This window comes from Niveibacterium sp. 24ML, assembly GCF_026586805.1.
Taxonomy (GTDB): Bacteria; Pseudomonadota; Gammaproteobacteria; order Burkholderiales; family Rhodocyclaceae; genus Niveibacterium.
This window is the reverse complement of the sequence record NZ_JAPFHA010000006.1, coordinates 173,709-198,402: the sequence shown is the minus strand read 5'-3', so window position 1 is coordinate 198,402 and position 24,694 is coordinate 173,709. Positions and strand designations below refer to the sequence as shown.

General features: G+C 66.2%; 26 protein-coding genes. 12 read left to right on the top strand and 14 right to left on the bottom strand.

Annotation, left to right across the window (positions count from 1 at the left end; translation table 11 throughout):
- Positions 1-54: 54 nt before the first annotated feature.
- The 6 genes from OPU71_RS07720 to pyrE form a co-directional block, all read right to left on the bottom strand.
- Positions 55-513 carry a hypothetical protein gene (locus OPU71_RS07720; protein WP_267726926.1) on the bottom strand — a complete coding sequence of 153 codons (459 nt, stop codon included), beginning with the start codon at positions 511-513 and terminating at the stop codon, positions 55-57.
- Complete coding sequence (locus OPU71_RS07715; protein WP_267726924.1) at positions 479-1,744, bottom strand: hypothetical protein; 1,266 nt, start codon at positions 1,742-1,744, stop codon at positions 479-481. Before OPU71_RS07715 ends, OPU71_RS07720 begins: the two co-directional genes overlap by 35 nt.
- Before the next feature lie 69 nt (positions 1,745-1,813).
- Positions 1,814-2,260 (bottom strand): hypothetical protein, encoded by a 447-nt coding sequence (locus tag OPU71_RS07710; protein WP_267726922.1) that lies wholly within the window; start codon positions 2,258-2,260, stop codon positions 1,814-1,816.
- Entirely contained in the window at positions 2,244-3,506 is a 1,263-nt protein-coding gene (locus OPU71_RS07705; protein ID WP_267726920.1) for a hypothetical protein, read from the bottom strand. The genes OPU71_RS07710 and OPU71_RS07705 overlap by 17 nt, the downstream gene beginning before the upstream one ends.
- A 69-nt stretch (positions 3,507-3,575) precedes the next feature.
- Positions 3,576-4,205, bottom strand: a complete 630-nt coding sequence (locus tag OPU71_RS07700; protein WP_267726918.1) for a hypothetical protein — start codon at positions 4,203-4,205, stop codon at positions 3,576-3,578.
- Positions 4,195-4,842 carry an orotate phosphoribosyltransferase gene (gene pyrE / locus OPU71_RS07695; RefSeq protein ID WP_267726916.1) on the bottom strand — a complete coding sequence of 216 codons (648 nt, stop codon included), beginning with the start codon at positions 4,840-4,842 and terminating at the stop codon, positions 4,195-4,197. Before pyrE ends, OPU71_RS07700 begins: the two co-directional genes overlap by 11 nt.
- Positions 4,843-4,920: 78 nt before the next feature.
- Between pyrE and OPU71_RS07690 the strand changes: the two genes are divergently transcribed.
- From OPU71_RS07690 to OPU71_RS07645, 10 genes are all read left to right on the top strand, one after another.
- On the top strand, positions 4,921-5,721 hold the full coding sequence (locus OPU71_RS07690; protein WP_267726913.1) for an exodeoxyribonuclease III: 801 nt from the start codon (positions 4,921-4,923) through the stop codon (positions 5,719-5,721).
- 98 nt (positions 5,722-5,819) lie between these two features.
- Positions 5,820-6,131: a DUF883 family protein gene (locus OPU71_RS07685; RefSeq protein ID WP_267726910.1), complete on the top strand. Its 312-nt coding sequence runs from the start codon at positions 5,820-5,822 to the stop codon at positions 6,129-6,131.
- Between the two features lie 14 nt (positions 6,132-6,145).
- On the top strand, positions 6,146-6,547 hold the full coding sequence (locus tag OPU71_RS07680; protein WP_267726908.1) for a phage holin family protein: 402 nt from the start codon (positions 6,146-6,148) through the stop codon (positions 6,545-6,547).
- On the top strand, positions 6,547-6,864 hold the full coding sequence (locus OPU71_RS07675) for a YqjK family protein (protein WP_267726906.1): 318 nt from the start codon (positions 6,547-6,549) through the stop codon (positions 6,862-6,864). Before OPU71_RS07680 ends, OPU71_RS07675 begins: the two co-directional genes overlap by 1 nt.
- Positions 6,857-8,938, top strand: a complete 2,082-nt coding sequence (locus tag OPU71_RS07670; RefSeq protein WP_267726904.1) for a diguanylate cyclase domain-containing protein — start codon at positions 6,857-6,859, stop codon at positions 8,936-8,938. The genes OPU71_RS07675 and OPU71_RS07670 overlap by 8 nt, the downstream gene beginning before the upstream one ends.
- 123 nt (positions 8,939-9,061) lie before the next feature.
- The gene (locus tag OPU71_RS07665; protein WP_267726902.1) at positions 9,062-10,351 is read left to right on the top strand and encodes an NCS2 family permease; all 1,290 of its coding nucleotides are present in this window, start codon (positions 9,062-9,064) and stop codon (positions 10,349-10,351) included.
- A gap of 92 nt (positions 10,352-10,443) precedes the next feature.
- Positions 10,444-12,468 (top strand): GGDEF domain-containing protein, encoded by a 2,025-nt coding sequence (locus OPU71_RS07660; protein ID WP_267726900.1) that lies wholly within the window; start codon positions 10,444-10,446, stop codon positions 12,466-12,468.
- Between the two features lie 48 nt (positions 12,469-12,516).
- Positions 12,517-13,059, top strand: coding sequence for an adenine phosphoribosyltransferase (locus OPU71_RS07655; RefSeq protein WP_267726898.1), 543 nt, complete (start codon positions 12,517-12,519; stop codon positions 13,057-13,059).
- Positions 13,060-13,086: 27 nt separating this feature from the next.
- A complete protein-coding gene (locus tag OPU71_RS07650) occupies positions 13,087-13,647 on the top strand; it encodes a hypoxanthine-guanine phosphoribosyltransferase (RefSeq protein ID WP_267726896.1) in 561 nt (186 codons plus the stop codon).
- A gap of 2 nt (positions 13,648-13,649) precedes the next feature.
- On the top strand, positions 13,650-14,222 hold the full coding sequence (locus tag OPU71_RS07645; protein WP_324256043.1) for a DUF1415 domain-containing protein: 573 nt from the start codon (positions 13,650-13,652) through the stop codon (positions 14,220-14,222).
- A 35-nt stretch (positions 14,223-14,257) separates the two neighbouring features.
- Here the strand turns inward: OPU71_RS07645 and OPU71_RS07640 are convergent, their stop codons facing one another.
- From OPU71_RS07640 to OPU71_RS07620, 5 genes are all read right to left on the bottom strand, one after another.
- Positions 14,258-15,619: a DUF1501 domain-containing protein gene (locus OPU71_RS07640; protein WP_267726894.1), complete on the bottom strand. Its 1,362-nt coding sequence runs from the start codon at positions 15,617-15,619 to the stop codon at positions 14,258-14,260.
- Entirely contained in the window at positions 15,616-17,370 is a 1,755-nt protein-coding gene (locus OPU71_RS07635; protein ID WP_267726892.1) for a DUF1800 domain-containing protein, read from the bottom strand. The genes OPU71_RS07640 and OPU71_RS07635 overlap by 4 nt, the downstream gene beginning before the upstream one ends.
- Positions 17,371-17,470: 100 nt before the next feature.
- On the bottom strand, positions 17,471-18,100 hold the full coding sequence (locus tag OPU71_RS07630; RefSeq protein WP_267726890.1) for a cytochrome b/b6 domain-containing protein: 630 nt from the start codon (positions 18,098-18,100) through the stop codon (positions 17,471-17,473).
- Positions 18,101-18,115: 15 nt separating this feature from the next.
- Complete coding sequence (locus OPU71_RS07625) at positions 18,116-18,598, bottom strand: cytochrome C (protein ID WP_267726888.1); 483 nt, start codon at positions 18,596-18,598, stop codon at positions 18,116-18,118.
- Between the two features lies 1 nt (position 18,599).
- Complete coding sequence (locus OPU71_RS07620; protein WP_267726885.1) at positions 18,600-19,007, bottom strand: DUF1924 domain-containing protein; 408 nt, start codon at positions 19,005-19,007, stop codon at positions 18,600-18,602.
- A 103-nt stretch (positions 19,008-19,110) separates the two neighbouring features.
- Here OPU71_RS07620 and OPU71_RS07615 point away from each other — a divergent pair, with 103 nt between their 5' ends.
- Both OPU71_RS07615 and OPU71_RS07610 read left to right on the top strand, forming a co-directional pair.
- Positions 19,111-19,782 (top strand): winged helix-turn-helix domain-containing protein, encoded by a 672-nt coding sequence (locus OPU71_RS07615; RefSeq protein ID WP_267726883.1) that lies wholly within the window; start codon positions 19,111-19,113, stop codon positions 19,780-19,782.
- Complete coding sequence (locus OPU71_RS07610) at positions 19,775-21,187, top strand: ATP-binding protein (RefSeq protein ID WP_267726881.1); 1,413 nt, start codon at positions 19,775-19,777, stop codon at positions 21,185-21,187. The genes OPU71_RS07615 and OPU71_RS07610 overlap by 8 nt, the downstream gene beginning before the upstream one ends.
- An 8-nt stretch (positions 21,188-21,195) precedes the next feature.
- Here OPU71_RS07610 and OPU71_RS07605 read toward each other — a convergent pair whose 3' ends face one another.
- From OPU71_RS07605 to OPU71_RS07595, 3 genes are all read right to left on the bottom strand, one after another.
- Entirely contained in the window at positions 21,196-21,660 is a 465-nt protein-coding gene (locus OPU71_RS07605) for an acyl-CoA thioesterase (RefSeq protein ID WP_267726879.1), read from the bottom strand.
- A 154-nt stretch (positions 21,661-21,814) separates the two neighbouring features.
- Entirely contained in the window at positions 21,815-23,830 is a 2,016-nt protein-coding gene (locus OPU71_RS07600; RefSeq protein WP_267726877.1) for a diguanylate cyclase, read from the bottom strand.
- 118 nt (positions 23,831-23,948) lie between these two features.
- Complete coding sequence (locus OPU71_RS07595) at positions 23,949-24,677, bottom strand: uracil-DNA glycosylase family protein (protein ID WP_267726875.1); 729 nt, start codon at positions 24,675-24,677, stop codon at positions 23,949-23,951.
- Between the last annotated feature and the right edge of the window lie 17 nt (positions 24,678-24,694).

The window sequence follows — 24,694 nt, the reverse complement described above, 5'->3', positions numbered from 1 at the left end:
GCCGGAAAGCGAGATTCTATGCGTTTGTGCGCGCCACGCGAACGCGCCGCACGCTCAGGGGATGTCGGGTAGTGGCAGTACGATTCGCAAGCCCGGCGGCACCTCATTGAGAGGCAGGTAGGCGATGGCATTCGGATCGGCCAGCAGGCGCTGGATCACCTCGTCGCGCGGCAGCTGCTTTGGCGGCCGCGCCTGGCCGGAGAAAACCAGCCGTGCGCGCATGCCGCGCATCATGGTGAGGGTTTTCCCGGCGACGCGCAGGTAGAAGCTCTCGCGGGCCGGATCGCTGTCGGGAACGTCGTAGGTCACCAGGCCCTGGCGGCGATCCTGGATGAAGATGGCGTACACCTCGTCGGCACTCAGTTGCTTCACAGGCGAGTCCTTGCGCACCACCACCGCCACATCCAGCGCTTGCGCCGTGGTGCACAGCAGGCATGCCAGCGCGGCGAGGCAGCGCCGTGTCGCCCGTGCCGCGCGGCTAGAACTGGTAGTCGAGCGCAAGGGTGAAGACATGGATCGCTGCCTGCCTGCCGACGAACTCCGGCGTGTTGTTCGTGAACACGCCGCGCGACTGCTCGTCGTCCAGTTGGTGTCGGTCGAGCTGTGCCTTGAGCGCCAGTCCGTGGTCAAGATCCCAGCGCAAACCCACGCTCAAGATGGTTTCGTTGCTGGTGACCAGCGATGCGTTGTATGCGGCCACCGCTGCGATGGCCCCGGGCGGCCCGCTGGGTAGTGCTTGCTGGCGCCAGGGCTCGTGCAGTCGCATCTGGCCAATCGCGACGAAGGGCGTGAGCCTGCCCTCGGTGTAGCCCAGCGTGGCGTTCCAGTTGGCAAGGTCCAGAACGAGTTTTGTCTGGCTGTTGCGATAGAGCCCTTCGACCCGCACTGTCCAGGGGGCGTTGAGGTATTCGATGCCGGCGTCGATTTGCCAGACCCTCGAGTAGTCGGGGGTGTAGTCGTCGGCGAGGGCGTTCAAGGACGGATTCGACTGGGCTTGCTCGTGCAGTGCGTCGTGCAAGCCCTTGCTTTGCGGTGAAGTGACGCGGGTGTCGCTGATGAAACCGCCCAGATAGAGCCGCCAGTTGTCGCGGTTCAGATCGAAGGCGGCCGAAATGACGCTGCGCAAATCCACCTCGGTGTCGCCAAAACGGCTGGCGATGACGGTACTGGTTTGGCCGTAACTGAGGCGGCTGCGTAGCAGCCACGGGCCCGACTGCAGGTAGTGATTGAGATCTGCGCCGTCGAGCGAGCTGACCGGGAGCGGGGCGTAGATCGATTGCGGCGCGCGGACTTCCAATCGACTGCTGTTGACCCAGCGGGTTTCGGAGTACATGCCCGAGGGAAACGGAAATCGCCCAAAGCGAATCGAGAGATCGGGCGCCGGTTGCCAGCCCAGATACAGCCAGTCGATACGGGGCTTGAAATCGTCGTGGGTGTCGTTTGCCGCGATCGCCTGGGTCACCACACGGAGCGGCTCGTAGGGGGTGTCCCAGGTGAGCTGGAGCGCAAGGTTGCTGTCGTTGGCAAAGTCCCAATGCCGTGAACGGCCGCTACCGGCGCTCTGGAATTGCGCCGAGCGGAAGTCCGCCTGGCCGTCGGTGTCGGCGTAGGTGGCGGCCAGCGTGGCGAAGCCGTTCACATGCAGATGGCCCCACGGCTGCTCGTCGGCACCCACGGCGGTGCCGGCCAGCGCCAAGAGGAGGCAACTTGCGGCCACTGACGCGGTGCCTCGTGGGCTGGGCATGCGCTTCCTTCCCGATTGGTGCTTTCCTGTTGACGACACTTTGCGGCCGGGCCTTGAGCGGATCACGCGTCAGGGCGCGGGGGCCAAGGTTGCAACTACCCGCACGCCCAACGGCAAATCAGGCATCGGCAGGTAGGCGATGGCTGTTGGGTCGTTGGCCAAACGTTCGTGCACGGCAGCCAACTCAAGTTGTTTCGGGGGGCGCCCCGCGCCGGTGAAAACGAGCGTTGAACGCAAGGCTCGCATCATGCCCAGGCTCTTTCCTGCCAGTCGCATGTAGAACGCGGCCCGGACTGGATCGGTTTCGGGTAAGTCGAGCGGCTGCAGGTTTCCACGCTTGTCGAGCACGAAGATCGCGTAGACCTCTTCGCGCACCAGTTTGCGCACGGCACCGTCACTGCGCATTACCACGGCAATGATGCCGACTTCGTCCGGCTCGGCGCCATGCGCAAGCCCGGGCGCGGCCATGAGCAGTGCAGAGACCAGTGCGCACAGCCCGTTAGAACTGATAGTCAAGCGCAAACGAGAACACATTGATTGGCTCGGCGCGGCCGATGAAGGCCGCTGTGGCATTGACGAACATGCCGCGTGAATTGGACTCTTGAAGCTTCAGGCGGTCGTACTGCAGTTTGATGGCAGCGCCGAATGGCAGGTCGTAGCGCAGCCCAGCGCCAATCCGCGACTGAGCAAGCCCGATGAGGGTGGCGTTGTAGATCGCGGAAAGTGCTTCTCCGCCGGGTGTGCCGGGCGGCAGAAACCTGGGTGACAGGTCGCTCGCTTGCCATTGCACCCCGCCTGACACATAGGGCGTGAAGTTGCCGAGCGTGTAGCCGGCCACGGCATACCAGCCGCGTACCGCATAGACCAGCAGATTGTCTGAACTGCGGCGCACCGCCTCGGCTTTGAAGGTCCAAGGTGCATCGAGGTATTCAAACCCCAGACTGAGCTGTGAAATCGGGAACCAGCCGGTCGGGTAGGCTGCCGCCATCGTGCCGGCTTCGGGCACAGTAGGGGCCAGGGCTGAGAGCGCGCCGTTGAGCGTGGCAAGCGGGGGGGACTGCACGCGTGCGTCCGCCGAGAAGGCGCCGAGATAGGCACGCCAGACGGCGTTGCCGACCTCAAGGCTTGCCGCCAGGGTGCGATTCAGGTCTACCTCGGCCACGCCGGTTCGCGATGCGGTTTCGAAACGGGTGACGCCAGCGCCGGCGCGTAACTGGAGGTAGTGCCTGTCACGGTCATGGCGCCAGCGCAGTGACGCGCCGTCCAGCGAGGTCGTTGGCATGTGGAAATAGGTTTCCGGGGCAGCGGTGACCGTCAGCCGCGAGTGGCCGAGCCAGCGCGATTCGGAGTCCATCATCGCCGGGAAGGGCGTGCGCCCGGCACGCATTGTCAGCGTGTCAGCCGCGCGCCAGTCGAGGTAGAGCCAGTCCATCCTCAGCGCCAGTGCGTCATGCGTATCGTTGGCAAGCACCCCCTGTACCACCGCAGCGAAGCGGCTCTGGGGCGCTGTCAAGAATGCCTGCAGGCCCAGGATGCTGTCGTTCTGGGTGTCCCAGTGCCGGGTGCGCTCGGATCCTGCGCTCAGGTAGTTGGCACTGCGATAGTCGGCCGCGTCGTCGGTAAGCGCGCGGGTGGCTGCGAGCGTCGCGAAACCGTTGAGGCGCAACTCGCCGGCATCGGCAAGCCCGATTTCAAGCGCGTGAGCGGCCGGTATGGCTGCAAGGCCCGCAAGCAGGATGCAGGAAAGGTATCGCGAATGCATACCGCTGACTACGGCATGCGTGAGAAATGACTTGAGGTCCGGATAACCTCAAGGTGTGCGGGTTACGTTTTACTGCAGGCGCACGGCGGCGCCCGAAGTCAGTTCGATGAAGCGTGCCTTGTCGTCGTCGTAGCGCTTCCTGATCGTGTCGGCTTCCCGCTTCTTTTGCGCGATCACGCCGCGCAGCGTCTTGAGTTCGGATTCGTTTGCCGCGATGTCGTCTTTCAGGTTTGCCGGGATCGGCTTGCCTTTCTTCACCGCGGCAACGCGGGCATCAAAGCCCTTGCGCTCGTCGACCAGTTCCTGTTCGCGCTTGCGAAGCACAGAAAGCTCCTGGTTGGCGGTCGCGAGGGTGCTGGTCTTGCGCGCTTCAATTTCGTCGGCAGAGCCGTAGCTTTCCACCAGGGCCTTGTCGCGCCGGCGCCGCTCAGCCACCCGTTCTTCAGCGTCGCGCTTGGCCTTTTCATCGGCGAGCTTGCGGATGCGCTCTTCTGCGGTCATCGGCGCTTCGATGTCGCGTGTGGTGATGCCCTGGCGAGACATTTCGCGGTAGGCGCGGTTGTAGCAAGCCACTGGCAGCGGGTCGCCGCAGACCTTGCGCCCGGCCGCGTCGTCACAGCAGAAGACGCGCTCGCCGGCAGCAAACGTGGTGGGCGCCCACAGCAGCGCGGCCAGAAGCGCCAGCGTTCTAGCGCGCATCGTCAATACCCCATTCTGAACGATAGGCCTGCACGGCTTCGAGGTGCTGAGCCAGCTGAGGGTTGCTGCCCAGGTACAAGATCAGGTCTGTCAGGCTTGCGACGGCAACGACCGGCACGCCGAAACTGGCGCGCACTTCCTGCACTGCCGAGAGCGCACCGGTGCCGCGCTCCATCCGGTCGAGGGCGATTACGACGCCCGCCAGTTCGGCACCTTGTGCGCGGATGATCTCGACCGATTCGCGCACCGAGGTGCCAGCCGATATCACATCGTCCAGCACCAGTACCCGGCCCTTGAGCGGCGCGCCGACGAGGGTGCCGCCTTCTCCGTGATCCTTGGCTTCCTTGCGATTGAAGCAGAACGGGACGTTGTGGCCCCGTTCGGCCAGGCGCATGGCCGTGCCGGCCACCAGCGGAATGCCTTTGTACGCCGGTCCGAAGAGGGTGTCGAAGGCGATCCCGGAATTGGCCACGGCATCGGCGTAGTACCCGCAGAGCTGTCCGAAGGAGGCGCCGTCGTCGAACAGCGCAGAGTTGAAAAAGTAAGGCGAGAGACGTCCGGCCTTGGTCTTGAACGCTCCGAAACGGAGCACCCCCTTGGAAACCGAGAGGGCAAGGAAATCGCGGCTAAAATCCACTGTGTTTCTCTGTCGCAGGTTTTGGCGCTTTTTGCACGCCTGTCAATTCGTAAGATATTTCGACAAATAGGTCGCCCGATGTTACGCGTCATCACCGCCAACCTCAACGGAATCCGGTCAGCAACGACTAAAGGATTTTACGAATGGCTCGCCGGCATGCATGCCGACGTGGTCTGCCTGCAGGAAATCAAGGCACAAGAGGCCGATCTTTCACCGGCACTGCGTGAGCCGCCTGGCTGGCACGCCCGGCTTCACTGCGCCGAAAAGAAGGGCTACAGCGGGGTGGGGGTCTTCGCCGGTGTGCGGCCGCAGGCTTGGGTGACCGGCCTGGGCGTGGCGGAATTCGATGCCGAAGGACGCTACTTGCAGGCGGATTTCGATACGTCGATCGGGCCGCTGTCGGTGGTATCGCTTTACCTGCCTTCGGGTTCCAGTTCGGAAGAGCGCCAGGCGGCCAAGTTCCGCTTCATGGACTGCTTCCTGCCGCACATGGCCGCGTTGCGTGCCAGCGGTCGCGAAGTCATCGTGTGCGGCGACTGGAACATCGCCCACCGTGAGGCAGACCTGAAGAACTGGAAGTCGAACCAGAAGAACTCCGGCTTCCTGCCCGAAGAGCGCGCCTGGCTGACCCGCCTGTTCGACGAGCAGGGCTGGGTGGACGTCTACCGTGCCCTCGAGCCCGACGCCACTGATGCCTGCTACACCTGGTGGTCCAATCGCGGACAGGCGTGGGCCAAGAACGTGGGGTGGCGTCTGGATTATCAGATCGCCACGCCCGGTGTCGCGGCGCTCGCGCGCGCCGTGAGTATCTACAAGACGGAACGGTTTTCCGATCACGCCCCGTTGACGATTGACTACGATCTGTCGTTGAAGCTTTAAGGCTCCCGCGATTGCCGCAGTGCACGATCGCGGAGTAAGCTCGTCGTTGCGGCTTATGCCGCGTGATGCACCTGTCCACAACCCGGAGGAGAATGGCCATGAGCGAAATGACGCAAGCGACACGCGACAAGATGATTGCCGATTTCAAGCTGGTGCTGACGGATGCCGAGCAGTTGCTCAAGCTCACCGCCGACGACGCCTCCGGCAAGTTTGCCGATGTTCGCAGCCGACTCAGTGAGCGTGTGACCGCAACGCGCCAGCAGCTGGCAGAACTTGAAGCGATTGCGGTCGAAAAGGCCAAGGAAGTGGCCAAGGCGACCGATCAGTATGTCCATGAGCACCCTTGGCAGTCGATCGGCGTGGCGGCGGGAATCGGCTTTCTCGTTGGTTTGCTCGCTGGGCGGCGTTGAGCCGGTGCGCGTGAATGTCGCAGGATGCCGACATGGCCGCTGACGAGGGCGGCATCGCCGATCGCCTGGGCCGTTTGGCCGACGGCGCGCTGGGCACCGCCCAGACCCGGCTGGCCTTGCTGGCAGTCGAGGTCGAGGAAGAAGGGTTCCGCCTTGGCGGCGCCCTCTTCCACATTGTGGTGGCTGCCCTGTTCACCGGATTCGGCCTGTTCGCGCTTGCCGCCTTCTTCACCGTCTGGATGTGGGATTCCCACCGCCTGCTTGCCCTCGGGCTGGATGCCGCGCTCTTTCTTGGCCTGGCGGGCTGGACTGCGAATCAGGCAAGGCTTCGTCTGGCCGGTGGTACCCGTTTGTTCCGCGACAGCATCGCCGAACTGGAAAGCGACCGCGCCGCGCTCAAGGGCAGGCGCGACTGATGCCCTCGCGCCGTGCCAGTGTCGAGCAACGCCGCGCGGCGCTTGTTGCGCGTTCGCGCGAGCAACGCGCACAGCTGGTTCATGACCTGGAAGCGCTTGCGCCGGCATTCCGCCTGGCCGATCGCTTCATGGAGGCAGCTGGCTGGATTCGCCGCAACGGGCTTGTGATTGTCGGCGTCGCGGCCGTCGTGATCGCGGTTCGCAAACCGTCCAGGCTGATTGGCTACGCCGGTCGCGCGTGGTCGATCTGGCAAATGTACCGAAGCTATCGCGACCGCGTCGAAGGCCTGCTTGCGCGGATCGAGCGCCGTGCCTAGCCCGCGGGCGCGGGCGCAGCGGGCCGGCAGGCAAGCCTGGGCCTGGCACTGGCTCAGGGCTGGCGTGCTGGTGTTGCTGTGCGGCCTGGGCTGTGTGGCCGCCCGGGCGGCAGACCTGGCCGGAGAACTGAATGCCCTGATTGCGCCGCGCGATCGCCCGGTCGCCACGCTGCTGGCCGGGGTGGATCGTTTGCGGGCGCCGATCGATGCGGCAGGCGATGCCCGGCTGACGCGTGATCTGTACTACCTTGACGGGCAATTGCAGATCGAGCGGGGGGCGTTGCGTCGCGCGAGTGATGTGGCGGAGCGCTTGCTTGAACTGGCGATGACGCAGGGCGACCCTCGAGCGCGGCTGTTTGGCCTTGAACTTCAGGCGCGCCTTGCCTACGTGCGGGGCGACAACGAAAACGAGCTGCGGCTGACCGAGGCGGCGGTATCCGCCGCCGGGCTCACTGGCGACGCCGCGCTGAACGCGCGCGCCCTGTCCGCACGAGCGTCCAGCTACGACACGGCGGGCCGCTATGAAGAGGCGGCACAGGATGCGCAGCGTGCGCTGTCTCTGGTACCCAACGATGCGCACGGTGATGCCGCACGTATTCACCGCGTGTTGGCGAATCTCAATATCTCGATGCGCGATCTGGCGCGCGCGAAGCGTCACGCCGAACTTGGCCGGCGCGAGGCCGAAGCGGCAGGCGATGGCTGGATGCTGGCGACGCTTTCGATTGTCGACTCAGCCATCGCCGGCGAGATGGGCCTCGCTCAAGCCGACCTTGCGGCGCTCAGGCTGGCGCGCGCGGGCGCAGCGCGCTACGGTTTGTTGCCGCTGCAGCAGACGGCGCTGATCAACCTTGCCGACTGGGCGATGGGGCAAAGGGACTGGTCCGCCGCGGTCAACTACGCGCGCGAAGCGCTCGCGTTGTCGAACCGGTTTGACGAACCGATCCAGGAGGGGGTTGCCTACATCAATCTTGGCGCCTCGCTGGTCGGGCGCGGCGACATCAAGGCCGGCACGGCGGCGCTGGAGCGATCGGTCGAGATCCTCGCCCAGTCCGGCGAGCGGACCGCGCTGTCCGATGCCCTGCCCGAACTGGCGGCCGCGTATGAAAAGGCGGGCCGCCTGCAGGATGCGATCCAGACCATGAAGCGCCATCGGCAGGCCGTTCGCACCCTGCACCAGGATCAGCGCGCGCGCGTGGTGACCGAAATGCAGGAGCGCTTCGACGCCGAGCGGCGGCAGCGCGAGATCGAGCAGTTGCAGCATGAAAACGCGCTGCGCGCAGAAGTTGCCGCACGCCAGCGCGGGTGGCTGATCGGCGTCCTGGCGCTTGCGACGATGCTGATTCTTGGCATCGTGATGCTGACGCGCTCGCAGCGCCGGGTGACGGCCGCCAACCTGAAGCTTTCGCGTGCCAACGATCAGTTGGCCTACCTTGCCGAGCGCGATCCCTTGACCGGGCTGCGCAACCGGCGGGCGATGCATGCCTGGCTCGATTCGATGGGCGAGCGTCCTTCGGCCATCGGCGGTGGCCTGCTCTTGCTCGACATCGACCATTTCAAAACCATCAACGACCGCCTTGGTCACGCGGCTGGCGATGCAGTTCTGGTTGAGATCGGCCAGCGCCTGCAGCATCTGATGCGCGACGACGATCGACTGGCGCGCTGGGGCGGCGAGGAGTTCCTCATCGTCCTGCGCGAGATGGCGCCGCGAGATCTGCCCGCCTTGTCCGAGCGGATTCTGGAGCGCGTCGGCTCGCAGCCCTTCATGTTCGATGGTCAGCCCTTGCGGATCACCGTATCGATCGGTTGCTGCCCCTTGCCCCTGGTGGCCGATGCAACGCTCTCGCACTGGGAACGCCATCTTGCCCTGGCCGACATGGCGCTCTACCTTGCCAAGCGGCGTGGCCGCAATTGTGCCGTGGGCCTGCTTGGCAGCGCATTGCGCTGGCACGACCTGCAGACGAGGGTGGGCGACGATCTGTCGCAAGCCATCGAGCAGGGTGTGGTGGAGTTCGATGTACGTTCGGGCCCGGTCGCTACCCAAGGCAATGTATTGAGCCTGCGAGCGCGCGCCTGATGCTTGCGCCCGGCAGGCCCGATGCCGGGGCTGATCCATCTCAGCACGCGGCGTTTTGACAGAATCGTCTGAATTGGCAGCAGCTAGAATCTGGCACCTTTTTTCCTTGCCCCGGAGCGCCCGATGCTCGAGTCGTACTTCAAGCTGAGCGAACACCGCACAACGGTTCGCACAGAGTTGCTCGCAGGTCTGTCGACCTTCCTGACGATGGCCTACATCATTTTCGTCAACCCGAGCATTCTTGCGGCGGCGGGCATGCCGCACGACGCGGTGTTTGCCGCCACCTGCCTGGCAGCGGCGCTCGGTTCGCTGATCATGGGCCTGTATGCCAACTACCCGATCGCGCTCGCCCCGGGCATGGGGCTCAACGCCTACTTCGCGTTTGCGGTGGTGCAGGGTATGGGCTTTACCTGGCAGGCAGCGCTGGGCGCGGTGTTCATCTCGGGCTGCCTCTTCATCATCGTCAGCCTCTTCAAGGTGCGGGAGTGGATCGTCAATGCGATCCCGCGTTCCTTGAAGCTGGCGATTTCGGCCGGTATCGGTCTGTTTCTCGCCATCATCGGCCTCAAGAATGCCGGGCTGATCCAGGGCAACCCGGCAACCCTGGTGACGCTGGGCGACCTGCACCAGCCCGGCCCGCTGCTCGCGATAGGCGGCTTCCTGCTGATCGTCGCGCTTGAAGCGCGGCGCGTCACCGGCGGCATCATCATCGGCATCCTGGCGGTGACGGTGGCGTCGGTTGCACTCGGCTTTTCCAAGTTCTCCGGTGTCTTTGCCATGCCGCCTTCACTGGCGCCGACCTTCGGGCAACTTGATATCAGCGCCGCATTGAACGCGGGCTTGCTCACGGTGGTGCTGACCTTCTTCCTGGTCGAACTGTTTGATGCGTCCGGCACCCTGATCGGGGTCTGTCATCGTGCTGGCCTGCTCGACAAGAACGGCCGCCTGCCGCGTCTGAGCCGCGCGCTGTTGGCTGATTCCACCGCGATTGCCGCCGGTGCGGTGATGGGTACGTCCTCGACCACCGCCTACATCGAAAGTGCGGCCGGCACGGCTGCCGGTGGCCGCACCGGCCTCACCGCCGTGGCAGTGGCGGTGCTCTTCCTTGCCGCCCTTTTCCTGGCGCCGCTGGCCGGCGCGGTACCGGCTTTCGCCACCGCGCCGGCGCTGATCTACGTTGCGATCCTGATGTCTCGGGGCCTGGCTGAAATCGACTGGGAAGATCTCACCGAAGCGGCGCCCGCGGTGGTCTGCGCGGTGACGATGCCATTCACCTTCTCGATCGCACACGGAATTGCGTTCGGCTTTGTCGCCTACGCCGGCATCAAGTTGCTCGCCGGCCGTGCGAAAGAGGTACCGATTGCGGTGTGGGTGATTGCTGCAGTGTTCGTCGCGAAGTTCACCTTCCTTTAATGCAGGAATATTGCGGGCGGGCTCTTGCCCGACCGCCGGGGCTGCGCCAGATGCAGATGGCTCGTCGTGCCTTGCAAAGCAGTCGGACCCTGATGCGCCTTGTGCTGGGCGCGCTGGTGTTCGCCTGCCTGTCTGCCGCGAATGTGGCGAGTGCTCAGGTGAGCGCCGATCTGGCCGCGCTGGCGCGCAAGCGCGACGTACCAACCAGCGAGGTTCTTGCCTCGCTAGACCGGATGGGGGCTGCGCTGGATGCGGCCCCACCCGCGCTGCGTCGCGATGCCCAGGCCCTGCGCGCCGCGGTGCTGATCGAACGGGGGCAGTTCCGCGCTGCGAGCGAGACGCTCGCGCAACTGATCGCCACCGCCGAGAGCGTCAGCGACCCGGCCATGCTGGCGCAGGCGTTGGTGCTCAAGGCCCGACTGGCCTACTACCGCCGCCAGCCCGAGCAGTTGTATGAATCGGCACGGCGCGCGGTGGCGGTTGCCGAACCCCTGCAAAGCCCGGCCTTGCTGGCGGCGGCCCAGCAGAGCCTGAGCCTTGCGTACATGCGCCTGGGGCGAACCGATGATGCGGTTCGGCTGGCGCATGCCGCGCACGAAAGCGCCAGCAAGACGGGCGACGGGCGGCTGAAGGCCACTGTGCTGAAAACGCTTGGCGTGATCCAGACCTATGTGCCCGATCTCGCGCGCTCGCGCGCCTATGCCGAGGACGCCCTGCGCCTCGCCGAGGCGAGCGGTGATCAGTGGCTGATCTGCGAAATCGAGATCCTGCGCTCGATCATCTCCGGGCCGATGGACGACGGTACCTCCGATCTGCCGCTGTTGATCCGCGCGAATGCGCTGGCTGCCCGGATGGAACTGGCTTACGACGAAGAAATCTCGCTCGTCAATCTCTCTGACTGGCACATCACCAAACGCGAGTGGGCGCAGGCGATCGAAGTCGCGCGGCGTGGTCTGGTGGTTGCCGCTCGCTTCGACGAGCCCGAGCACAGTGGCCTGATCCGCATGAACCTCGGCCTGGCCCTGCTCGGCGCAGGCCGCGGCCCGGAGGGCGTGGCCGAGCTGGAACGTGCAGTCCTCGTATTTCGCCACAGCGGCGAAGGCGTGTACCTGGCCAACGCCATTCACGCGCTGGCCAATGGCTATGAGCGAACCGGGCGGCTCAAGGAGGCGGTGGCGGCGTTCCGTGACTATCGTGTGGTGCGCGATCAGAACGAAGCGCTGGCGCGCTCGCGCCTGCTGGCCGAAATGCAGGAGCGCTTTGACACCGAGCGGCGGCAGAACGAGATCGCGGCGCTGCGTGAGGCGAACCAGCGCCAGGCCGATGCGGCCGAAGCACAGCGCCAGCGCACGATGTTCTGGATCATGGTGGCCGCGATCGCGGTGGTGGCTGGCGCGCTGGTGTTCCACCTTGCGCGGCGCACCCACCGCGCAAACCTCGCGTTGTCGGCGGCCAACCGGCAACTGGCGCACCTGGCCGAGCGCGATTCCCTCACCGGCCTGCTCAACCGCCGCGCCATGCATGGCTGGATCGAAACGCAGCTGATGGCCGACACCACCGCGAGCGGCGCGCTGATGCTGCTGGACATCGACCACTTCAAACAGGTCAATGATCGACTTGGGCACGGCGTGGGCGACGAGGTGATTGTCGAATTCGCGCAGCGGATTGCGACTCTGTTGCGCGACGGTGATCGGCTCGCGCGCTGGGGGGGCGAAGAGTTTCTGGTGGCGCTGCGCGGGGTTGCGCCGCATCAGCTGCCTGCGTTGGCCCAGCGCATTCTGCGCAGCATTTCAGACTCCGCTTTCATGACCGCCGCGGGGCCGGTGCCGGTAACCGCTTCGATGGGCTATCTGCCGCTGCCCCTGACGCCCGAATCGCACGCCGAGGGGTGGGAATTCCATCTGGCGATCGCCGATCAGGCCCTGTTCCGTGCCAAGGCGAACGGGCGCAACATGGCCTTTGGGCTGGTGGCGGCCGTCAGCCCCTGGGCCGAATTGCGGCGTCCGCTGACTGAACAGTTCGATACCGCCATTGCCACCGGCATGGTGGTGGGCGACACGTGCCGGGGCGGCCGGTCCTTGATCGACAAGATCGTGCCGTTTGGCGTGCGCACTTAGCGCCGCCTTCAATGACCTTTGCGGCGTGCGAGCGCTGCCGGAGTATTCATGCTGCTTGACCCGAATTACCTGCGTGACCGCATCCGCACGGTGCCTGATTGGCCCCAGCCGGGTGTTGATTTCCGCGACATCACGCCATTGCTGCAGGACCCGAAGACCCTGCGCGTGCTGATCGAGCATTTCGTGTTCCGTTACATGGATCAGGATATCGATGTCGTCGCCGGACTCGACGCGCGTGGCTTCATCATCGGAGCCATTCTTGCGCACGAACTGAACGTGGGCTTCGTGCCGATCCGCAAGAAAGGCAAATTGCCCTACACGACGATCTCGGAAGAGTACGAGCTCGAATACGGCAGCGCGACCGTCGAACTGCACAGCGATGCGTGCCGTGCGGGTGATCGCGTGGTGCTGGTCGATGACCTGATCGCCACCGGCGGCACCATGATGGCGGGCAAGAAGCTGCTTGAACGCCTGGGCGCGACCGTCGTGGAAGGCTGTGCGATTGTGGATCTGCCCGAACTGGGCGGATCGAAACTGTTGAGGGAGAGCGGGTTGAACCTGTTCACCCTGGTCGACTTCGCGGGCCATTGAGCCCGCATCAACCTGAGGAGCCCGTCGATGCCCGTAGTCGACATGAAGGAAATAGAACGTGCCATGGCCGAGGCCGATTGTCTGGTGTCCGATGCCGGCGTTGAAGAAGCGCTCGATCGGCTGGCAAAAGACATTACCGACCGCCTGCGCCATACCAACCCGATCGTGTTCTGCGTGATGAATGGCGGGCTGATTCTCGCCGGCCGCCTGCTCACGCGCCTGCACTTTCCGCTTGAAGTGTCCTACCTGCACGCCAGCCGCTACGGCCACGCGCTGCAAGGCAACCTGCTCGACTGGCGGGTGCGCCCGACGCAGGATCTGCGCGGCCGCACCATCCTTGTCCTCGACGACATCCTCGACGAAGGCCACACGCTGACCGCAATCCTCGAGTACCTGAAGGCGGAGGGCGCCGGACAGGTGCTCTCGGCGGTGCTGGTGCACAAGCTGCACGATCGCAAGGCCACGCCGGGCATGCGTGCCGACTTCAGCGGGCTGGATGTGGCCGACCGCTTCCTCTTCGGTTGCGGCATGGATTACAAGGGTTACTGGCGCAACGCGCCGGGCATCTACGCCCTCAAGGGGCACTGAGCGTGGCGCTGCCCGATGACAAGGTCGTTGCAGCCACGGTTCGCTGGCTTGAGCGGGCGGTGATCGGGCTCAACCTGTGCCCGTTCGCCAAGTCGGTGTGGGTCAAGAACCAGGTGCGCATCACGGTGAGCACGGCGACGACCACCGATGCCCTGCTCGACGAACTGATCGCCGAGCTGGAGCTGCTGGCCGAAGCCGCGCCGGAGAAGATCGACACCACGCTGCTGGTGCATCCGCATGTGCTGGGCGACTTCTACGACTTCAACGATTTTCTGGATGTTGCCGACGTCGCGCTGGCCGAACTGGGGCTCGATGGCGAATTGCAGATCGCCAGCTTTCACCCGGACTTCCAGTTCGCCGACAGCGATCCGGACGACATCGCGAACGCCACCAACCGCTCACCGTACCCGACCCTGCATCTGCTCAGGGAAGCGAGCATTGATCGCGCGGTGGCCGCCTTCCCGGATGCGGCCGAGATCTTCGAGCGCAATATCGACGTGCTGCGCGAGTTGGGCGCCGAGGGATGGGAAAAGCTGGGCGTCGGGCCACACGACCCCGACGTGTCGCCGAAGTAAGTAACGAAACGCCCGCATCTGCGGGCGTTTCGTTTTCAAGCGAGCATGAAGCCCAGGTCCGCCTGCGGGAAGTTGCCCAGGCCGGGCAGGGTGGCGGCGATCTGGCTCGGGCTCAGCCCGAACCAGCGTGCCAGCGTGGCGGCGTACTGCTCCACCGCAATCGTCGGAATCCAGCGGCCGTGGCGCTCCCAGCTTTCGACGCCCACGTCGTCCTTGCCGCCGAGCACCAGCTCCGGGTATTGGCCGTAGGTCTTGCCGCCACTGACCGCGCCGCCAATCACCAGCTGATGGTTACCCCAGGCGTGATCGGTACCGCTGCTTGAATTGGGGGCGAAGGTGCGGCCGAAGTCCGACATCGTGAAGCTCGTCACCGCCTGGGCCTGGCCGATCCGCAGCGTGGCGTCGTAGAAGGCCGCCAGCGCCGGACCGAGTTCGGCCAACAGCTTCGGATGCCGCGTCAGCTGATCCGCGTGCGTGTCGTAGCCGCCCTGCGCCACCACGAAGACCTGCGGGCCGCTGCCGTTGGTGCTGCCATGCCGGATCAGTTTGGCAACCTGGTAGAGCTGCTTGGCCAGCGGCGTGTTGAGCGCGCCGGTCAGCTTGCCGAAGGCCAGATCAATCGGATCCGTGGAGGTGGCCCCCGGTGTCAGTTTGAGGACCGGGCCCAGCGCTGCGCTGGTGTCGAGCGCGCTTTTCTGCACCCCGCCATAGGCTTGCATCAGGCGGTTGGTGTAGCTGGCCCTCGCCATGGTTTCAAGCGCCGCACGCCGTGCCGCATTGGGGCCGCCAAACCAGCCACCGGGCGAGAAGTCTTCGCCGGGGCCGGGCAGCGCCAGCGCGGCACCCGCATCGCTGCTGCCAAAGCGCCCCGCACTGCCCAGTGCGATGACTGGCCCGATTCCGGCCTGCGCGGCCAGGCGGCCGCCCCAGCCGGTGCGCGCCAGCACGCTGCGGCCGGCGCATTCCCACAGGGTTTGCTGGTCGGAATGCGAAAACAGGTTGTCAGGCAGCGCCTTGGTTTTCAGGTCGGCCTTGCTCAGCGGCACGGCAAGTGGCCCGACGTTGAAGACCGGCGCCAGTACCCCGGCCTGCCACAGCGGCGCGAGCGCCGCCAGCGAAGGATGCAGGCCGTAATCGGCGCCGAGCGGAATCAGGTCTGCCTGCGCCACCGCCAGTTTCTTGCGCACGCCGGCGTACTGCGCGTAGCGGGCGGCATCACGCGGTACCACGGTGTTGAGGCCGTCGTTACCTCCGTAGAGGAACACGCACACCAGGGCCTTGTAGCCGCCCGGCGCGGTAGCGGCTTGCGCCTGCAGGCTGCCGAGCAGGCCGATGCTGGCCGCGGCGGAAAGGCCGCCGGCATGGGCGGCGGTGCGGAGAAAGTCGCGGCGCTTCATCGTTGCACCTGATAGTCGGGCGAGGCGAGCAGAAGGTAGAAGGCGGTACGCACCCGCTCGCGGCGGTAGCTGTCCTTGTTCTTCACCGGGTCCCAGGCATTGATTGCCTCGACGATCGCCGCCCGAGTGCTGGCACTGCTGCGCCCGGCGGTCAGCAGCAGGTCGATGCGCTCGAACAGCGCGTTCGCGTCATCCGCCGAGCTCTCGAATGCGGCGATATTGGTGCGTGTGCCGGTGGCGTTCGGGATCGACGCATCGGCCTTGATGCCGGTGCCCTCGTTCCAGTAGAACAGCCCGTCACTCAGGTTGTAGCGGGTCATCGCGGTGGCGGCATTGGCCAGGCCGAACTCGGGCGCGAGCCCCGGGCTGCCCGGTAGCGGGTAGTCGGCCGGGTAGTAGTTGAAGACCGAGGGGGCGGTGTAGACCATCTGGCCGAGCATGGCGCCGATCCACCAGTAGAAGGGCGCGCCGTCGGTGCTGCCGTTGGCGGCGCGCAGCAGGTTGATCGTGTATTGCGTTGGCTCGCGCAGGCGGCCGTAAGCGGCGGCTTCGGCGCGGCTCGCGTCGCGCGCTTCGGGGTCAAGCAGGATCGCCGCCAGCACAGCCTTCATGTCGCCACGCCTGCCGCTGCCAAAACCGTGCGCACTGCCGCTGGCGATTGCCGCACTCACGCGCTCGACATACTCGGGCGCCGGGTTGCTGGTGACCAGGCGCTGGATCATCTGCTTGCCGATGAAGGGGGCGAAGTTCGGGTGATTGAACAGCGCGTCGAGCACCGCATCGCTGGCCTGGCGCGGCGTGCGGCTCGCCGGGATCGTGACGCCGCCGGGCAGCTTGCGTTCGGTCTGGTCATGCTGTTCGGCAAACGCCAGCATCTCGCCGCGCAGGAAGCTCGGATTGGTCCAGTCCCATTTGCCCCAGGCGCTGGTGCCGCCGGCGGGGTAGGTCCAGCCGGTCAGTGCGAAGGCCACCTCGCGCACGCCGGCGTTGTCGTAGGTGGCGCGGCAGGCGCCGCCGGCCAGATCGCCGCCGGCCGTCAGCTCGCAGGGGCCGATCGTGAAGAGTTGCAGCAACTCGCGTGCGAAGTTCTCGTTCGGCGCGTCCTTCTCGTTGTTCACCATGTTCAGGTAGGCGCCCATCACCGGGTGCAGCGCCATCTTGCCGAGCAAATCGCGCAGGTTGCCGAAGGCGTTGTCGCGCAGCATCTGCTGGTAGTCGCGCAGGCCGTAGGTGCCCTCCACTTCATGGCCGGAAACCACCCAGATCTGCGACAGGGCCCAGGCGGTGCGCTGGCGCAACTGGTCGGCACCGCTCACCGCCTGCTGGTAGAACTCGCGCGAGAGCGGTTCGGCCGAGTAGTAGTCGCGCCAGCAGTTCGAGCCGATGTTGCGCTCGACGCAGAAATCCTTGAGGCCGGCGGTGTGGATCTCGGCGGAGTAGTTGCCGAAGCGCGAAGCCGCGGTGTCGAACTGCACCGATAGCCACTGTTTGGGGCCGATTTTGGTGGCCGCGGCGAGTGCCGCTTCCGATGCGCCCCAGCCGCCCTGATCGAGCAGGCGGGCTGCCTCGGCCGGCGTCATCGGCGTTTCGCCGGTGGCGGGCGGCGGCGTGGTGACTGGCGGGGCGCTCGTGCCGGGGTCGGGTGACGGGCTGGTGCTGCCATCGCCGCCGCCGCCACCGCACGCGGCAAGCGCCAGGGCGCATAGCAGGGCAAGCCAATGGCCGCGCCCCGTGTGGCTGGGTCTCTGCATGGGTCTTCTGCTCTGTTGAAATTGTTTGGGCGGAGCATACCGAAAACCCCCGGGCCATCCGTTTGGCATCGACGGACGGCAGTTCTGGCGGTTTTGGCAGTTAGAGCGGCAAACCGAGCCAGCGTGTTAGCCACCACACCGCGAGTCCGCACCAGGCCGCGAGCGTCAGGGCCGCCAGCGGATGGCTGCGCACGCCGGCTTCCGGCGCGTTCGGTGCGCGGCCGGTGATCATGCTGCGCGGCAGGTTCTGGCGTTCGAGCAGGCTCATCACCGCCACGCCCGCCAAGTGCACCCCGATCAGTACCAGCAGGCCTTCCGCCAGCGCCTCATGCAGCTCTGACAAGGCCTCGATGTCATCGAAGCGGTAGCCCGCAAGGCCGCTGAGCGCGGTGCCCAGCGCGAGGCCGAGCAGCCCCAGAGCAGCCCAGCCGCCGACCACGGTATGGCTGCTGCGCGCGCGGGCGTGGCCGGCGAGGTGGCTGCGCAGCTCCGCCCATGCGGCGCCGGGGCCGCGCAGGAAGGCGCCAAAGCGCGCGGGCGTGCTGCCGACAATGCCCCAGACGAGGCGGAACAGCACCACGGCGCCGGCGGTGCAGCCGGCGATGATGTGGACGACTCGCCAGGCTTCTTCCTCGGCGGTGAGCCAGGCGATTGCGATGCTGATCGCCAGCGCCCAGTGGCCGAGGCGAACCGGTAGATCCCAGATGCGTGCTGCGCGGGCTGTGTTCATGGTGGTGCTCCTGAATCAGTCTTCAAAACGCCGGCCAAGCGGCGTGAGCTGGTGTTCGCTGAACACGCCTTTCTCGGCACTGCTGTGGCAGGCCTGGCAGTTGGCGGCGCTGCGCACTTCCTTGCTGCTGAGTGCGCTTGCGGGAATCTCGCGGTGCTTGCGCTTGAACCACTGGGTCTGCGTGATGCGGCCGTTGGCGGCATCGTGGCGGCCGCCGTCGGGCGGGGCGTAGCGATCAAGGAAATCGGTGATGGCTTTGGCGTCGGCGGCGGCCATGCTGGCGTCGCTGCCGAAGTGCTTGTCTAGCCCCTTCATGACGGTGTGCCATGAGGATTTGCCCAGCAGTTGCGGCGGGTAGGCAACATGGCAGCTGCTGCATTCGTTCTTCCAGGCCGCCGGGGCGTCGGCCGGCACGCGGATCGAGGCCGAGTCCGCCAGGGTCGGGGCGCTGGCCAGCGCTGCGAGCAGCGCGGCCCCTGCACAGGCAAGGCGACGCATCTCAGCTCCCCTTGATCAGGTAGGCGAGCACGTCGGCCTTTTCTCCGGCGCTGCATTCGCGGCCGATTACCTCGCGGCAATTGCGGCGGAACCACTTCTCGGTTTTGGCCGCGTCGGTGAAGCGCTCCGGATTGGCGCGCGCACTCATTGGCGCGATCGTCTTGCCGGTGATCGCGTGCTTGCCACTTGCGCCGGGGTCGCTGCCGTGGCACTTGGTGCAGGATGGAAAGTCCGCACTAGCGCTGTGGTTCGCCGCGAACAGGCTGCGCCCGCGATCGGGCGAGGGCGTGAAGCTGCTGCCGGCCTGGGTGCTGTAGCCCCCCAGAACGGTTTGCTGCGTTTCGCCGAAGGCGGCCGCTGCGTAGAGCGTGCAGCCGGCGATCAGCGCGACAATGTGTCTTGTTTTCATGGTTCTCTCCGTCGGTCGGTGAGGCCATTCGAATCGCTGCGCCTTAAGGCAGCCTTAAGGGCCTTGCGCAACACTGCGCCACAGACACAAAACAGGGGCCGCCATGCGGGTACTGCTGGTAGAGGATGACAAGCCGCTCGGCGCGGCGGTGCGTGACGGGCTCGCGGATCTCGATGTGCGCTGTGAGTGGGTGTGCGACGGCGAAGCCGCCGACGCTGCCTTGTCGACCGATGCGGCGAGCCTCGACGCGGTCGTGCTCGATCTGGGCCTGCCCAAGCGCAGCGGGCTTGCGGTGCTCAGCGCCGCACGCGCGCGCGGCTTGCGCCTGCCGGTGCTGATCCTCACCGCGCGCGACAGCGCCGAGGACATCGTTGCCGGGCTTGATGCCGGCGCCGACGACTACCTCGTCAAACCCGCCGATCTGCGTGAGATCGCGGCCCGCCTGCGTGCGCTGGTGCGGCGCGCCGCCGGCCATGCGCAGGCGCGGCTGAGCTGGCGCGATGTGGCGCTGGAGCCCTCATCGCGCAGTACCTGGAAGGCTGGTGCGGCGGTGGATCTGTCGTCACGCGAATTCGAAATCGCCGAGCTGCTGCTGCGCAACGCCGGCCAGGTGGTGACGCGCGAGCGCATCGAACAGTCGCTCTACGGTTGGGAGGGCGGCGCCGAGAGTAATGCGCTTGAAGTGCACATCCACCACCTGCGGCGCAAGCTGGGTGCCGAGTTCATCCGCACCCTGCGCGGCATCGGCTACATGGTGGAGCGCACGAATGACTAGCCGCATCTCGCTTGCCGCGCGCGTGGTGTTGATTGTGACGCTGGCGCTGGCCGCCGGCGGGGCCGGCATTGGCTGGCTGGTGTTCCGTGCCGCCACCGAGCAGGCGCACGAAGTGTTCGATGGCCAGATGGTGCAGAGCGCCGAGCTGCTGGCCGCGCTGGCCGAACCGGGCGATCTGCGGCCTTGGTGGAAGCACCACGGCGAAAACGAAGACGAAGAATTCGACGAACACGTGGACGAGGAAGCTGCGCGGCGCGGCGGCATCTTGCCGCGTGAAGTGCCGCTCGGGCGGCGCTTTCGCCAGCGCATGGTCTACCAGGTGTGGACGCAGGAAAGCACGCCGCGCCAGATCGTGCGCAGCCCCAACGCGCCCGATCTGCAATTGCCGGCAACCCGGCCCGGCTTCTCGGAAGCGGAGTGGCAGGGCGCGCCCTGGCGATTCTTCCTGCTTGAACGGCGGGGCCGCGTGGTGATCGTCGGGCAGGACGCGGCGGTGCGTGACCGCCTGGTGCACGAGATTGGCGAGCACGGCTTCACGCCGCTCGCGATTGGCTTCGGGCTCGTGATCCTGCTCGCCTGGGGCGCCATCGTGCTGGGGCTGCGGCCGCTGTCGCGGCTGGCGGCTGAGGTTGGGGCGCTGGCACCGGATCAGCTTGATCCCTTTGAGGTGCGCAAACGCCCGCGCGAGCTCGAAGTGCTGGTGACGGCGCTCAACTCACTGTTTGCCCGCGTCGCGCGCGCATTTGCCAACGAACGGCGTTTCACCGCCGATGCGGCACATGAACTGCGCACGCCGCTGGCGGCGCTGGCGGCGCAGATCCAGTCGGCCGACACCGCGCCGGATGCGCAAACCCGCCACACCCGGCTGCAGCACGCACTGGCGGGTACACAGCGGATGGCGCGCCTGGTCGAGCAACTGCTCGCTGCCGCACGGCTCGATGCGCTCAACACCGTGCGGCGCGAATCGGTGGACGTGGCGCAGCTGGCGCGCGATCTGGCGGCCGACCTGGCTGCCTCGGCTCTGGCGCACGACGTGGAACTCGCGCTCGAAGCGCCGGAGCACCTGATCGCGCAGGTTCAGCCTGATCTGCTGCGTGCCTTGCTGCGCAACCTGATCGACAACGCGGTGCGGCATTCCCCCGCGGGGGCCGACGTGACGATCAGCCTGCAGCGTGAAGCCCACCGGCTGCGGCTTTCGGTGGCCGACGAGGGCGAGGGGATTGACGATGCGCTGGCCGCACGCATCGGCGAGCGCTTCGTGCGGGGCGAGTCGGCCGCGGGTAGCGAGGGCGCCGGGCTGGGGCTGTCGATCGTGCGGCGGATCGCCGCGCTGCATGGCGGCACGGTGAGTTTTGAGCGGGGCCGGGCCGGTGGCTGGGTGGTGGCGGTGCTGATCGAGGCTTGAGCGTGCGTTCAGGCGCAGGCGGAGATCGGGCGTCCGCGGGCAATCGCCAGTGCCAGTGCTTCGTCTTCGATCACATCGAAGCACTCGCGGAATTCGGCCGGGATTTCGGCTGCGCGGCCGCTGCGGGCGTCCACATAGGTCCAGACGGTCTCGGCCCGCACCAGGATCTGATCGTCAGTATCGCGGCGGATGATGTATCGGCGCGGTGAGGTTTGCATCGCGAAGCCGGCCACCCAGGTGATGACGGTGAGCGCATCGCCCGCAAAAGCGGGGCGCAGGTAATCCACCTGATGGCTGCGCACCACCCAGCTGCTGCCGGTTTGAAGGTAGCGATCGACATCCCACCCGCAGTTGGCCGAGTGCAGCGTGGCCGCCTCCTGCATCCAGCGCAGGTACTCAACATTGTTCACATGGCCGTTGAGATCGATCGCGCTTTTGGGCACGGTGAAGCGGTGGGCATAGACAGCGCGCATCGGGGGACTCCTGAGCAGCAGAAGATGGTGCACTGCAAAATCTAGCAGTGATCCCGATTGTTCGCCAGCCGAATTTTGGAGCGCAACCCCTTTTATGACGTGGAGATAGTGCGGAGTTGATGCCGGGTTTTGGATGGTGCGGCGCGGCAATTGGCTAAAGGCCAGGTGCAATTGCTTGAGCGGTGCTGCTGTGGCCCAGCGAGTTGCCGTAGAGGTAGCACACGCTTACGCGACCATCGTCGCAGGCGTGCGGAAAGCTCGCCTCGATAGCTTCAAGCTGTTTTGCGGATGTGGCGGCGAGCGCGGTGATGCCGCATGCCCGATTTCGCCCCTGTTTTTTGGCGTGGTAGAGCGCCAGATCGACCAGGTGGGCGGCGCGCTCCCAACTGATCGGGAGCGTCGCGCCGTGGGGGGGAAAAACGGCGAAACCGATCGATACGCGCACCGGCAATTCAATGTTGCCAGCCAGAATCGGCGTCGCGCCGACGGATTCGAGCAGTCGTGCCGTCAGGCGTTCAGCTTGCTCAAGCGGCATCGCGGGTGCCGCGACAAGGAACTCTTCGCCGCCCCAGCGCATCAGTTTGTCTTTGTCGCGGGTAGCGGCACGCAGCCGTTTGGCGATTTCCACGATCACCGCGTCGCCGATCGCGTGGCCATGCTGATCGTTGATCTGCTTGAAGTGATCAATATCGAGCAGGCACAGGGTGCCGCTGAACGCCCCGCTTGGTATCGCAGCCAGGGATTCGAGATAGTGCCGGCGGTTGAACAGCAGCGTCAGTGGATCGAGTTCGCCACGGACTTTGAGCGTGCGGTTGGATTCGGCCAGCAGCCGGTTCGCATCGCGCACGCGCCGGTAGAGCAGCCCGGTTGCCCCCATGCCGCAGATCAGCAAGCCAGCGGCGAGCCACCAGATGCGTTGCTGCAGGGTACGGTTCCGCAGGTCGGCTGCCTGCAGGGCGTTCTTTTGATTGAGCAGTTCGATTTCGCGCTGCTTGCGCTCGTTCTGGTACTGCGATTCCACCTCCAGCAGCGCGCGCGTCTCACCGAGTCCGCGGATTTCCTCGTTGAGGTCGCGCTCGCGGTGGAATGCCTTCAGCGCGCCCTTGTAGTCGCCCACCGCTTCCAGCGCCGCCGCGTATTCGCCCAGCAATGTCGCCAGCTGTGTGCGGGCGGCCATTCGCCGTGAGCTTTCCAGTGCTCGCTCGACATTGGCTTTGCCTTCGGCAATTCGCCCCATGCGGATTTCTGCTTGCCCCGCATTGGCCAGGGCGATCGCAACGCCGCTTTCATCCCCCACCGACTTCGCTGTTTCAGCGGCCGCCATGCTGATCTTCAGGGCGTCGGCATAGCGCCCGCTGCGCAGGTAGGCATCGCCCAGGTTCAACTCGGTGGTGGCGATCAAGACCGCAGATCCGCTGCGCCGGGCGAAGGCGTCTGCCTGTTCGCTGGCGCGGATCTGCGCCAGCGAATCGCCTTTTATCGACATGATCGCCGTGCGGGTGACCCAGACCACGGTGAGCGAGTATGGATCGTCGATCTGCTTGGCGATATCGAGTGCGCGCTTGTTTTCGGACAGAGCCTTGTCGATGTTGCCCGCCTGCGCGAAAACGGAACTGCGGCTGTTATAGGCACGAAGCACCAGGGCGAGATTGCCGGCACGCTCGGCGATCTGGCCGGCTTCCTGGTAGCGCTTGAGCGCCAGCGGAAACTGGCCAAGTTCGGTCAGGGCCCAGCCGCGCGCGGATTCGATCCGGAAGCGCAGGCGTGCGTCGGCCGCTGCGCGAACCCGGCTCGCCGCCTCGTCCGCGAACTGGATCGACCGTGCCAGGTTGCCGCCTTGGGATTCGATGTTTGCCCGCACCAGCGCGGCGGCGCCGTGTGCGTCGGGGTGGGGCATCGCGGCCAGCCGGCGGGCCACGGCTTCGGCCTCTTTCGCGAGCCCCTGGTCGCTCAGCACAATCCCCTGAATCGTGCGCAGCAGCAGGGTCTGATCCGGGCTGAGTGTCGCGCCGCGCGAGAACTGCTGGTCGATTCGCTGCTGCGCGCTCTTCGGGTCGCCGCGCCCGACAAGGTCGATGGCGCTGATTTCCTGCTCAAGGCTGTCGTCCGCACAGGCCGCGCCGGCGAGCAGCAGCGCAAGGGCCAGGACCAGGGCGCGTCCAGTACTCAAAAGGCGGGGCGATCCTTGGGTGCCTTGCATGCGTGCGTTTGTCGGGGCCGCCCGGAATCACGAGCGATCCTCTCAACAACGGCGCAAGCGCGCGATTCTTGAAGCGCGGGCCCGTGCCTCAGCCGGCGGGCCAGACGCCTTGATCGACCAGTTGCCGTGTCGCCGCCTCTGCCCAGCCACGATTGGCCGCCGGGCTGGCCGGACTGGGGTGCAGCACGCGGCCGAACTTGACCGGCAGGCCGGCCAGCGCGGTGCGGGCACGCCCCTCGGCCCAGGCGCCGACGCCGATCAACCATTCGGGCTCAAGGATCGTGGCCATCGTGCGCAGGTGGGCGTCGCAGGCGGCGAGCAGCGGTGCCTGCTCTGCGGCGGGCAGTTTGTCCGGCGTGGCGTTGCGGGCTTGCTCGAAGAAGGCCAGCGGGCAGTAGTTGGCGACGAAATGCTCGGCAAAGAAGGCCTCTGCCGTGCCAAAGCGCTGAGCGAAAAGGCCCCACAGGCGGCGTCCGCTGACCTCCGAGCGGGCGCAGGCAAAGCCTTCAATCGGCCGTTTGGGGGTTTCGATGGCGGGCTTGGTGACGCCTCCGGTGATGCCCATCCAGTCACGTACCGCCGCGATCTCGCCGAAGGGCACCCCGGTCTGCACCATGCCGAACGGGCCCGGGTTCATGCCCAGAAAGACGACGCGCTTGCGTGTGGCGCCGAAGCGGCGCAGGTATTCCGCGTTCGCGGTGCGGGCATAGACCAGCGGGTTGTAGACATGCGAGATCGGCGCCGCAAAGTGCAGCGCATTGCAGGCGTCGGACAAGGTGTCGGCGGCGGCAAGCAGGCGTGAGGACAGGTCGGTCATGGTGCGGGTGGTGGGCG